This window comes from Sinomonas sp. ASV322, from assembly GCF_030908245.1.
Classification (GTDB): Bacteria; Actinomycetota; Actinomycetes; order Actinomycetales; family Micrococcaceae; genus Sinomonas.
Genome location: NZ_JAVFJJ010000019.1, coordinates 1 through 12523, shown reverse-complemented (window position 1 = coordinate 12523; position 12523 = coordinate 1). Strand labels below are relative to the sequence as shown.

The following is a 12523-nucleotide window of genomic DNA, read 5'->3' as shown; positions in this document are numbered from 1 at the left end:
ACGGTCGTGACGCTCAGGGACGGTCGTGACGCTCAGGGACGGTGGTGCGGAGAAAGGGACGGTCGTGCGGCGAAAGGGTCAGGCCGCCGAGGCGCCCTCCGGGGTCGGCTTCGCCTCTGTTCCTGCTCCCCCGGGCTCGGCGTCGTGGCGCGTGCGGCGGGTCGCGAGGAACGTGCCCGCGAGGACGAGGACGGCACCGGCGCCGATGAGGGGCGTGAGCGGGTCGCCGTGGAGAGTCACGCCGAGCGCGAGGGCGACGACGGGGTTCACGTACGCGATCGCGGTCGCCCGGGCGGGGCCGGCCTCCGCGATGAGCCGGAAGAAGAGCAGGAACGCGAGCGCCGTGCACAGGAGCCCGAGCAGCACGAGCGAGCCCGTCGCGGTGGGCGTCGGCGCGGTGGCCGGCCACGTCACGATCGCGAACGGGGCGGAGATGACCGCGGCGATCGTGAGGCACACCGCCGTCATCGGGAGGGCCGGGACGCCGCCCAGCTTGACCGCCGCGACCTGCGGAGCGATCGCGTAGCCCGCGGCCACGAAGAGCATCTCGACGACGGGCCACGCCCCGGAAGCCTCCATGCCTCCGCCCCCGAGCACGGCGACACCGCCGACGGCGAGCACGAGCCCGAGGATCCGCAGGCCGCCAATGCGGCGCTCGAGGCCGATGAGGCGCGCGACGACGAGCGCGAGGACCGGCGCGAACGCGATGAGGAGCCCCGCGAGCGAGCTCGAGATGTGCCGCTCGGCATCACTCAAGAGGAACCATGGCCCGACCATCTCGAGGAGGGCGAATGCGAGGACGGGCCACCGGTGCTCCCACACCGAGCGGAGCTGTCGCCACGCGAACGGCATGAGGACGACGGCGCCGATGGCCGTACGCGAGAACACGACCATCGCGGGACTCACCTGGGCGACGGCCTCGCTGATGAGGAGATACGGGACGCCCCAGATGAGGCACATCGCGATGAAGAGGAGCCACGTGCGCCGCGTCATGAGCGCGCTCCGAGGCCGGGGACGGAGGAAGTGAGATCGATCACCCGACAACTCTAAGACCAGCCCCCGACAGTCTTAACCATTCGGCCATAGCCGAATCCTTTCAGGTGAACCATTTTCACTAACATGCCTATACAAGTCATCGAGCGACCATTGAAACGAGTTCGCGCCGCAGGCGAATCCTCGATGAATCCTCGATGAACGGCGCGAACGTTGGGTGAATTTGTATATACAACGGCGGATCTGGCTTGAGATTTGGTATGCCGGGGGCGCAGAGTCGTCGTGCGAAGGGCGCCGCCGACTCGTGGCTGCCTTCCGACTTTCCATCACTCCCCAGCGGCTGGCCCGGGCAGAACCCTCGCGCGGCCAGCCCGAGCGTAAGGACCAACTATGTCTTTCCCCAGACAGAGACCGTTGTGGAAACGCCCGGCCGTGGCCATCGCCACGGCCGCGTGCCTCGCGGTGGGCGGAACGGCCGCCTTCGCCGGCCTGGCCCTCACCCAGCACGCGGGCCCGCAGGGCGACGGCACCGGCATTACCCCATCCGGCTGGGCCGTCACCCCGGCGGGCGTCCAGAAGACCGCCGGCTTCTTCCCGGCCAACGCCGTCCTCTCCCCCGACGGCGAGGCCGTCCTCGTGCCGAACATCGTGCGCAATGCGAATGGCAAGCAGACCGTCCAGGTGCTCGAGGCCAAGGACGGCGACGTCCTGCAGGAGCTCGAACTCGATACGTCGAACCGCAACGTCCCCCAAGGCGTGGCCCCTGGCATCGCGTTCAGCCCCGACGGCAAGCAGGTGTTCCTCGCGACCGCGGGCAAGAACTCGATCCTCGTGCTCGACTGGGACGCCGCCACGAAGAAGCTCTCCGTCAACCGCTCGATCAAGCTGCCGTCGGGAAGCTACCCCGAGACAGTCGCCGTCGCCCCTGACGGCAAGACGGTGTACACCGCCGGGCAGCTCTCCCGCCGCCTCCTCGCCGTCGACGTTGCGACCGGCACGACGGCGCAGGCCGCCACTGGCGACTACCCGTACGGCGTGGCGCTCTCCGAAGACGGCCGCACGGCGTACGTGAGCAACCAGGGCGGCAACACGCTCTCGACCTTCGCCGTCGACGGGCTCACGATCACCGCGGGACAGAGCGTCACGGTGGGCAACCATCCCAACTCGCTGCTCGTGGACCGGACGAAGCACCGAATTTTCGTCTCGAACGGCGACAGCGACACGGTCTCCGTCGTCGACCCTGCCACGAACGCGGTGACCGCGACCATCTCGCTCGCCCCGTATGAGAACGCCCCCGGCGGCACGCAGCCGACCAACCTCTCGCTCTCCCCCGACGCGGCCACGCTCTACGTGACGGGCGGCGGCAACAACGACGTCTCGGTCGTCGACGTCTCCGAGCGGGACAGCTTCGGGAAGATCAAGGGCCTCATCCCGACGGGCTGGTACCCGACCGCCGTGCAGCCCACGAAGGACGGCACGTCCCTCCTCATCACGAGCGCGAAGGGGCTCGGCACGGGTCCGAACAAGGGCTCGAACCCGACGAACCCGAATGACCACCCGTACATCGAGCGGCAGCTCAAAGGCTACCTCTCCCTCGTCAAGACCCCGACGAGCGACGAACTCGCGAAGTACACGAAGCAGGTGCGCGCGAACAACGGCTTCGACAAGGCGGGCGACGCCGGCGGCCGCACCGAGCGTGCCGACCAGAAGACGAGCGTCCCGCGCCAGCCCGGCGAGGACTCGCCGATCCAACACGTGATCTACGTCGTCAAGGAGAACCGGACGTACGACCAGGTGTTCGGCGACCTCGGCAAGGGCAACGGCGATCCCTCGCTTGCCATCTTCGGCAAGGACGTCACGCCGAACCACCACAAGCTCGCCGACCAGTTCGTGACCCTGGACAACCTGTACGCCGACGGCGAGGTCAGCCAGAACGGCTGGCAGTGGGCCACCCAGGCGAGCTCCAACGGATACAACGAGGAGGCGACCGCCCAGGGCTACGCCGGGAATGGCTCCGACTACGACTCCGAGGGCTACCACCCGGGCGTCGCCGCTGCCGGCCCGGACCCCGCCCATGCGTATCTGTGGGACAAGCTCGACCAGAACAAGATCTCGTTCCGCAACTACGGCCAGTTCGTTGTCCCGTCGTCGTGGATGAGCGCGCAGGAACCGGTCAAGTGCGCGGCCGGCGCGTTCTGCGCCCATGACCCCGTGCTCGACGCGAACTCGGACCACGAGTACCCGTGGTTCGACATGGGCGTGAGCGATCAGCATCGCTTCGACCTGTGGGACAAGGAGTTCCAGCAGTACAAGTCGAACGGGAACCTCCCCTCGATGCAGTTCATCGACCTCCCGCGCGACCACACGGCCGGCGGCGGGACCGCGGCGCAGCTCGTGGCCGACAACGATCTCGCGCTCGGGAAGATCGTCGACGAGGTTTCGCACTCGCAGTACTGGAAGAACACCGCGATCTTCGTCGTCGAGGACGACTCGCAGGGCGGCGCCGACCACGTGGACGCGCACCGCACGACGGGCCTCGTCATCAGCCCGTACACCCAGACCGGCTCCGTGGACTCGCACTTCTACAGCCAGGTCTCGATGCTCCGCACGATGGAGCTGTTCCTCGGCGTCAAGCCGATGTCCCAGTACGACGCAGCGGCGCTCCCGATGATCTACTCGTTCGGCGAGAAGGCGAACACGACCCCGTACAACGCCGTCGCGGCGCCCGGCGTCTCCGTGACGATGGACAGCACGATCCTCGCCCCGGGCTCCCAGACGACCGTCCACGGAAAGGTCACGAACTCGGGGAGCACCGCCCTCGACGGCTCGACCGTCACGCTCACGTCCCCGAACGGCTGGCCGGTCGATCCGTCCGCGACGCAGTCCCTCGGATCGCTTGCGCCGGGAGCGAGCGCCGACCTCGCCTGGAAGGTCTCGGTGCCGGCAACGGCCACCCCCGGGCAGCAGCTGTTCACCGTCTCGGCCACCTACCCGATCGACGGGCGCCTCACGGGCACCCAGAAGGCGACCCTCGCCGCCGTCGTCCCCGACCCCCGCGTCGCGACGATCCCGCAGGCCTTCGTCGCCAACTTCTCGAGCGGCACTGTCTCGGCGGTCGACCTCAGCACGGGCAAGTCCCTCGCCGAGATCCCCGTGGGCTCCGGTCCGGGCACGGTCGTGACGAGCCCCGACCACACGAAGGCCTTCGTCGCGAACCAGAACTCCGGCTCCGTGAGCGTCATCGACATCGCGGCCGACGCCGTCGTCGCGACGATCCCGACGGGCAAGGTCCCCGCGGGCCTCGCCGTCAGCCCGGACAGCAAGACGCTCTGGGTCGCCGAATACGGCGAGAACGCGGTCCAGGCGTTCGACGCCGCAACGGGCGCGGCCGGCGCCAAGGTCACCGTCGGCGCGGGTCCCGAGAACCTCGCGCTCACACCGGACGGCACGACCCTCGTCGCCGCGAACAAGAACGGCAACACCGTTACGCTCGTCGACACGTCCTCGAAGACGGCCAAGGCCACGGTCCAGACCGGGCAGCAGCCGTTCGGCGTGGCAGTGACCGGTGACGGCAAGACGGCGTTCGTCTCCGACATGGGCTCGAACGACGTCACGCCGATCGACATCGCGACGGCCACAGCCCGCAAGGCCATCCCGGCCGGACAGACGCCGTTCAACGTCCTGCTCTCGCGGGACGGAACCACGCTCTACGTCGCGGACACCGGTGCCAACTCCGTGACGCCGATCGACGTCGCGACCGAGACCGCGAAGGCTCCGTGGACGGTGGCCCAGAACATCACCGCGGTTGCCCTCGGCGCGGACAACGCGACCGTCTACGCGACCGCGGCCGGCACCGGCCAGCTCATCCCGCTCAGCACGGCGACGGGTGCGGCCGGCGCGCCGATCAAGGTCGGCCAGTACCCGATCTCGGTCGCCTTCGCCCTGCCCGTGGGCACGGCACCCCACGCCGCGGCGCCCACGACGACGGCGAGCGCTTCGCCGTCGTCGGCTGCCCCGAGCGCCGCCGCCCAGCCCGCGGCCGTCGCGGCCCCCGCGACCGCGACGAGCCCGACGCTCACGCCGGCGGTGAGCCACTCGCTCGTCATGAAGGACTCGGACACCTGGGGCAACCCCGACCGGGCCGATGCCGACGAGCTCAACCGCGAGATCTGGAAGGCCCTGCGCGGCGCGGACGACGAGATGCCTGCCCCCGTGCATGCGTTCTCGAACAGCCTCGAACAAGACAGCGACGGCTGATCGCTCTCCGCACCCCATGAACCGGGCGCCCCGCGGACTCCTCAGGGAGGCCGCGGGGCGTCCGTGCTCTGTCGTGTGCTTGGTCCGTGGGAACCCGCGCGAGGTCACAGGGGCGGCACAGCTTCGCGCTAATCCGATCACATCGCGTCCCGCGAAAGTCGAAGCATGACCCTCACGGAACGCACCGGCCCCCACCCGGACCCGACCCGCGACGCGCCCGCGCACCGCCCGGGCATCGCGCTCGATCTCGCCGCCCTCAACCGCGCCGGAGTCCCCGTTCTCGACGTGACGGTTCCCGTCTACAACGAGGAGAAGGACCTCGAGACGTGCGTGCGGCGCCTCGACACCTACCTCGCGGTCCAGTTCCCGCACACGTACCGGATCACGATCGCGGACAACGCATCGACGGATTCGACGCTCCGCGTCGCGGAGCGCCTCGCCCGCGAACTCAAGAACGTGCGGGTTGTCCACCTCGACGAAAAGGGCCGCGGGAACGCACTCCGGCGCGTGTGGCTCGCCTCAGACGCCCCGGTTCTCGCGTACATGGACGTGGACCTCTCAACGGATCTCAACGCCCTCGCGCCGCTTGTCGCACCGCTCGTCTCGGGCCACTCTGACCTTGCGATCGGCACGCGGCTCTCACGCTCGTCGCGCGTGGTCCGCGGGCCCAAGCGAGAGTTCGTCTCCCGTTCGTACAACCTCCTTCTCCACTCGCTCATGGGGGCGAGGTTCAGCGACGCCCAGTGCGGGTTCAAGGCGATCCGCGCGGACGTCGCCCGGCAGCTCCTCCCGCACACGCTCGACAAGGCGTGGTTCTTCGACACCGAGCTCCTCGTCCTCGCCGAGCGGTGCGGGCTGCGCTGCGCCGAGGTCCCGGTCGATTGGACCGACGACCCGAACTCGAAGGTCGACATCGTCCGCACAGCCTTCGAAGACCTGCGCGGCATGTACCGCCTCACGGGCGACATCGCCCGCGGCCGCATCCCGCTCACGCAGCTCCAGGCGGCCCTCGCGCGCGGCCCGCTGCCCGCGGGCGAGCGCGGAGCCGAGGCGGGGCGCCGCCAGAGCCTCTTCGGCCAACTCGTCCGCTTCGGGGCCATCGGCGTCGCGTCGACCCTCGCCTACGCGGCACTGTTCCTCCTTGGCCGGGTGTTCATGGACGCGCAGACCGCGAACTTCATGGCGCTCCTCCTCGCCGCGGTCGCCAACACGGCCGCGAACCGCCGCTTCACGTTCGGCGTGCTCGGGTCCGAGCGGCTCACGCGGCACCACCTCGAGGGGCTCGTCGTCTTCGGGATCGGCTGGGCCCTGACCGCCGGCGCGCTCTTCTGGATGACGTCGATACCGAACCCGGGGCAATGGATCGAGCTCACCGTCCTGACCCTCGCGAACCTCGCCGCGACGGCCGTCAAGTTCCTGCTCTTCCGCCTGTGGGTGTTCCGCCGTCGAGCTTGACCGGCGCGCGCCCCCGACGATTCCTTCCGACCGAAAGGCCAGTCCCATGACAACCTCCCTCGCCCCCGACGCCACCGAGACGGGCGCCCCGCCGCCCGCCCCGGCCACGCGCCGTCGTCCGCTCTCCTCCGGCTCGTCCTCGCCCGGCCGCTGGCAGCGTCTCGCCTTCGGCGCGGACCAGCCGCACTGGGTCCGCCCGTCCGCATTCGGGCTCGTGGTCGTGAGCGCGTTCCTCTACCTGTGGAACCTCACGAACTCGGGGTACGCGAACTCGTTCTACGCTGCCGCTATCCAGGCCGGCAGCAAGAACTGGGTCGCCTGGTTCTTCGGCTCGCTCGACGCGGGCAACGCCATCACTGTCGACAAGCCCCCCGCCGCCCTGTGGATCCCGGGGCTCCTGGGCCGGATCTTCGGCTTCAACTCGTTCACGATGCTTCTCCCCGAGGCGCTCATGGGCGTTGCGTCCGTCGCGCTCATGTACGCCGCGGTCAAGCGCGTGAGCGGCCCAGCCGCAGGCCTCCTCGCGGGCGGCGCGCTCGCTGCGACGCCCGTCGCAGCCCTCATGTTCCGGTTCAACAACCCGGACGCGATGCTCACGTTCTGCCTCGTCCTGGCCGCCTACATGATCGTGCGCGCGATCGAGAAGGCCGGGTGGAAATGGCTCGTCGCCGCGGGCGCCATCCTCGGCCTCGCGTTCCTGACCAAGATGCTCGCGGGCCTCATCATCGTCCCGGCCCTCGCCCTCGCCTACGTGTGGGCGGCGCCCACGCCGCTGCGCCGACGCATCCTGCACGTTCTCGGGGCACTCGGAGGCCTCGTCGCGGTGTCCGGTGCATACATCCTCGCGTTCACGCTCACCCCGACGAGCGTCCGACCATACATGGCCGGTTCGCAGACCAACAGCTTCCTCGAGCTCACGTTCGGGTACAACGGCCTCGCCCGCATCTTCGGCAACCTAGGAGGCAACCGCGGTGGTGGCGCGCGCCTCTCGAGTGGCGCCCCGGGCAGCGCGGCCGACGTCGGTGCTGCCGCCGGCTCGGGCGCGATCAGCGGGTTCCCGGGCGGCGACCTTGCGGGCGGATTCCCGGGCGGAGCCGGCAACGGCGGCCCGGGAGGGGGAAGCTTCGGCGGCTCCGCCGGCCTGCTGCGCATGTTCGGCTCGAGCTTCGGCGCGGAGATCTCGTGGCTGCTCCCGGCCGCACTCATCCTCCTCGTGGCCGGCTTCTGGTTCACGCGCCGCGCGGTACGGACCGACCGCGTTCGCGCCTCGCTCATCGTGTGGGGCGGCTGGATGGTCTCCACGGCCCTCGTGTTCAGCTTCATGACCGGCACCGTCCACCCGTACTACGCGATCGCGCTCGCTCCCGGCATCGCAGGGGTGATCGGCATCGGAGGGGCCGAGCTGTGGCGCGGGCGGGCGTATTGGCCCTCGCGCATCGTGTTGGCCGTGACGGTCCTGGCCGCGAGCATCTGGACCGCAGTGCTCCTGGGCCGCGACGCCTCGTGGCTCCCGTGGCTCAAGTTCGTGATCGTGACGCTCGGCGTCCTTGCGGCCCTCGGGCTCCTTGTGCGCTTCGATCGGCTGCGGATGGGCGCCGTCGCGGTCGCGGTTGCAGCGCTTCTCGCGGGCGGCCTCGGCTCGACGGCGTTCACGATCGCCACCGCGTCCGTGGGGCACACGGGCGCGATCCCGACGTCGGGTCCCTCGGGTCAGGACGGGTTCGGTGGGGGCTTCGGCAACCGTGCATCCTTCGGCGGCCTCCGCGAGCGCCTCGGCTCCTCGGGAAGCAGCTCCGCGAACGGCGCCGCAGGTTCGACGCAGGACGGCGCGAACGGCCAGCAGGGCGGCTTCGGCGGCCCCGGCGGCGAGGTGAGCGCATCGAGCGAACTCGTGGCGCTGCTCACGCAGACCACCACGAAGTGGTCGGCAGCCACCAACGGCTCGAACTCCGCGGCGAGCCTCGAACTGGCCTCGAACACGAACGTCATCGCGATGGGCGGCTTCACGGGCAGCGACCCCTACCCAAGCCTCGACGAGTTCAAGGCCCTCGTGGCCAACGGGGAAATCTCGTACTACATCGCCGGCGGCGGCATGGGCGGCGGTGGATTCGGAGGCCGCGGCGGGAGCGACAGCTCGGCGATCACCCAGTGGGTCGAGTCGACCTTCCAGGCTACGACCGTCGGCAACACGACCGTCTACAAGCTGGTGAAGTGATGACGGCGACGCAGTCTGAGCCTCTCGCTGACCCCGACTCCCCTACCGCTTCCTCAGTCGCCTCCGGCGGCTCCACAGGCGACAGCTTCGGCCGCTGGGCTCCTTCGTCTCCCTCTGACGCGGCTCTCCGCTATCCCCTGCTCCGCCGCCTCGCGGGCCGCGGCAGCGCGGGGACCAGGGGTCTGCGCAACGGACTCGAGCTGGCCTTGCTGTTGGTTGGGATAGGAATCCTCTACCTGTGGAACCTCGCGGCGAGCGGATGGGCCAACGCGTTCTACAGTGCCGCGGCCCAGGCCGGGAGCCAGAACTGGGAGGCGTTCTTCTTCGGCTCCTCGGACGCCGCGAACGCGATCACGGTCGACAAACCCCCGGCCGCGCTCTGGATCATGGACCTCTCGGTCCGGATCTTCGGGCTGAGCTCGTGGTCGATCCTCGTCCCCGAAGCCCTCATGGGCGTCGCGACGTCGTGGATCCTCTACCTCGCGGTGCGCCGGGCGGTGCGCCCGGCAACCGGAAGCGAGCGCACGGCCCACGGCGCGGGCCTCGTCGCGGCCGCGGCGCTCGCCCTCACACCGGTCGCGGCGCTCATGTTCCGGTTCAACAACCCCGACGCGCTCCTGACGCTGCTCATGACCGCGGCGGGCTACGCCGTCGTCCGCTCTGTCCAGGACGGCAAGGCCCGCTGGCTCGTCGTCGCGGGAATCCTGCTCGGCTTCGGCTTCCTCACGAAGCAGCTCCAAGTCCTTCTCGTCGTCCCGGGCTTCGCCGTCGCGTACGGGTGGGCCGCGCCGCACGGCCTCGGCAAGCGACTCATGCACCTCCTAGCCGCGCTCGGGGCCATGGTCGCGGGCGCCGGCTGGTGGATCGTCGCCGTCATGCTCACGCCCGCGAGCGCGAGGCCGTTCATCGGCGGCTCGCAGACCAACTCGATCCTCGAGCTCACGTTCGGCTACAACGGCTTCGGCCGGCTCAGCGGGGATGAGGTGGGCTCCGTGGGCGGCGGCAACGGCTGGGGCCAGCCGGGCCTGTTCCGCTTGTTCTCCGCGTCATTCGGGGGCCAGATCGCGTGGCTCCTCCCCTCGGCGCTCCTCCTCGGCATCGCCCTGCTCTGGGTCGGCCGACGCGCGCCGCGCACGGACGCCGTCCGGGCCTCCGTGGTGGCGTGGGGCGGGTGGGTGCTCGTCACGGGGCTGACGTTCAGCCTCATGAACGGCATCATCCACGAGTACTACTCGGTGGCCCTCGCCCCCGGCATCGCGGCCCTCGCGGGCCTCGGCGGCGGGATCCTGTGGCACCGGCGGAAGTACCCGGTCGAGGCCTCCGCGCTCGCCGCGGCGGTCGCGGCCGCGGGAATCATGGGCGTGGTCCTGCTCAACCGCGCCTCCGGGTTCGTCCCGTGGCTCGCGTGGCTCGTGGCCACCGCCGCGCTCGTGGCGGCCGCGGCGATCGTCGCGGGCGGCTTCGGGATCCGGCTCCCAAAGCTCGCGGGACCGACGACGGCGGCGCTCGCCCTCGTCGCAGCCCTCGCCGGCCCGTTCGCGTTCACGCTCGACACGGTCTCGACCGCTCACTCGGGCGCAATCGTCGCGGCTGGCCCGTCCTCCGGCTTCGGCGGACGCGGCGGCTTCGGCGGTCCGGGCGGCCAGCGCAACGGCCAGGGCTTCCTCGGCTTCTCGCAGAGCGGCACGGCTCAGGGCTTCGGCCCAGGCGGCACCCAGTCCGGTACCCAGGGCGGCCTGACGGCCCCGTCAGCGGGCGACACGGGCGGACAGGCCGGCGGCTTCGGCGGTGGGCGCGGAGGTGCGGGTGGCCTCTTGGGCGCCACGACGCCGTCGTCCGCCCTCGTGACCGCGCTGCAGACGGACGCCTCGAAGTTCACGTGGGCGGCCGCCGTCGTCGGGTCGAACAACGCCGCGGGGTATCAGCTCGCCACGCAGCTCCCGGTCATGGCCATCGGCGGCTTCAACGGCACGGATCCGGCGCCAACGCTCGCGCAGTTCCAGCAGCTCGTGAAGGAGGGGAAGGTCCACTACTTCATCGCCGCGAGCCTCATGCAGGGAAGCTCGGGCTCGAACGACGCCCAGCAGATCGCGGCGTGGGTCGAGGCGAACTTCCCGTCCCAGACGATCGGCGGCGCGACGGTCTACGCGCTGGCAGCTAGCTCGGGCAGCTGATATGGAGTAGTCCGCTGTCAAGTGGGCATGGCGAGGCGCCGCCGGGAGGGAGTCCTGGCGGCGCCTCTGTGCTTCGCGTGGCGGGCGCCGGCGAGCGTGTCGTTGGGCGACGCGCGGTCAGGCTGATATGCGCGGGTTGGCTACCGCAGGGCGGTGGTTCGGCTGGAGTCGGTCCGCGTGTCTAGGAGCGAACGTTGGCCCCAGGAGGGGGTCTGTTCATAGTTGCGCCGCGGGTGGCTCCACGCGCTGCCGCCGGCACCTTGCGCCGTGGCGAAGCGGCCTTCGGGAGTCAGTCGTCGTCCATGACTGCCAGGGACCAGCACCAGCCGGCCAGCTCGCGGGCGACGGCGACGTTGGCCACGGTCGGGCGCTTGCGCCGCTCGAGGAACCGCACCCACCGGGCGTGCAGGCGCTGGTTGCCCTCGTCGCCGCGGGCCCGTGCCGCGGCCGGGGCGAGCTCCCACCGGTCCCGAAGGGTCTTCCCGACCGCGTAGCGGGCACGGTGGTGCCAGGCGGCCTCGACCAGGAGGCGGCGGACGTGGGCGTTGCCGGTCTTGGTGATCGGCCCCTGCGCCCGGGACGCGCCCGAGGAATGCTCGGACGGGGTCAGCCCGACGAAGGAGCCGATGGTGGCCCCGGTGAACCGGTGCCAGTCTCCGATCTCTACCGCGAGGGCGAACCCGGTCAGCGTGCTGACCCCGCGCAGGCAGCCCAGGCGGTGTACGGCCGGGGCGAACTCGCTGCCCGCAGCGAGCTCCTCGATCGCGCGGTCGAGCCGGTCGCGGCGGGCTTTGACCGTCAGCACGGCCTCGTAGTCGGAGTCGAACGCCATCCGGGTCGCCCTCGAGCCCAGCGCCGGGGCCGCGTCCCTGCGCAGCCACGTGTCATGGGCCCCGGTCCAGGCATCGCCTCCGTCGTAGACGATCCCGTGCCGCAGCAGCAGCTTCGAGAGCCGGTGCCGGGCCCGCATCAGGTCCCCGCGGCAGTCCTCCCGCGCCCGCACCAGGTCACGCGCGGACTCCTGCTCCACGGTCGGGACCGCCACCGGGGTGACCTCGTCCAGGCGCAGCAGCCTCGCCAGGTGCACCGCGTCCCGGGCATCGGTCTTCACCCGGTCCCCCGACGGGCGCTGGAGCCGGGACGGGGCCGCAACCACGCACCTGACCCCCCGTGAGGTCAAGGCCCGCCAAAGCCCGAACCCCGTCGGGCCGGCCTCATAGACCACGGCGACCGGGCCTGGCAAGCAGGCCAGCCATGACCTGATCGCCTGCTCCGACGGGGCAAGCCTGGCCTGCACCAGCTCGCCGGTCACGCCGTCGATCGCCGCCGCGGCAACCGAACGGGCGTGCACATCCAGCCCAACACTCGTACGCTCAATGAACACCGGGGCCTCCCACGCATGTCGGATAGGCCGGGCAGGGGACTCTGC

At 70.7% G+C, this 12523-nt stretch carries 6 protein-coding genes; 4 read left to right on the top strand and 2 right to left on the bottom strand.

Annotated features, from left to right (window positions below):
• Positions 1-78: 78 nt before the first annotated feature.
• Positions 79-993: a DMT family transporter gene (locus RBS12_RS18025; RefSeq protein ID WP_307967537.1), complete on the bottom strand. Its 915-nt coding sequence runs from the start codon at positions 991-993 to the stop codon at positions 79-81.
• A gap of 432 nt (positions 994-1425) precedes the next feature.
• Between RBS12_RS18025 and RBS12_RS18020 the strand changes: the two genes are divergently transcribed.
• From RBS12_RS18020 to RBS12_RS18005, 4 genes are all read left to right on the top strand, one after another.
• On the top strand, positions 1426-5250 hold the full coding sequence (locus tag RBS12_RS18020) for a beta-propeller fold lactonase family protein (RefSeq protein ID WP_307967536.1): 3825 nt from the start codon (positions 1426-1428) through the stop codon (positions 5248-5250).
• Positions 5251-5415: 165 nt separating this feature from the next.
• Positions 5416-6705, top strand: coding sequence for a bifunctional glycosyltransferase family 2/GtrA family protein (locus RBS12_RS18015; protein WP_307967535.1), 1290 nt, complete (start codon positions 5416-5418; stop codon positions 6703-6705).
• Between the two features lie 46 nt (positions 6706-6751).
• Positions 6752-8920, top strand: a complete 2169-nt coding sequence (locus tag RBS12_RS18010; RefSeq protein ID WP_307967534.1) for a glycosyltransferase family 39 protein — start codon at positions 6752-6754, stop codon at positions 8918-8920.
• Positions 8920-11094 (top strand): glycosyltransferase family 39 protein, encoded by a 2175-nt coding sequence (locus RBS12_RS18005; protein WP_307967533.1) that lies wholly within the window; start codon positions 8920-8922, stop codon positions 11092-11094. Before RBS12_RS18010 ends, RBS12_RS18005 begins: the two co-directional genes overlap by 1 nt.
• Positions 11095-11383: 289 nt before the next feature.
• Here RBS12_RS18005 and RBS12_RS18000 read toward each other — a convergent pair whose 3' ends face one another.
• On the bottom strand, positions 11384-12478 hold the full coding sequence (locus tag RBS12_RS18000; RefSeq protein ID WP_307964926.1) for an IS110 family transposase: 1095 nt from the start codon (positions 12476-12478) through the stop codon (positions 11384-11386).
• Positions 12479-12523 lie beyond the last annotated feature (45 nt).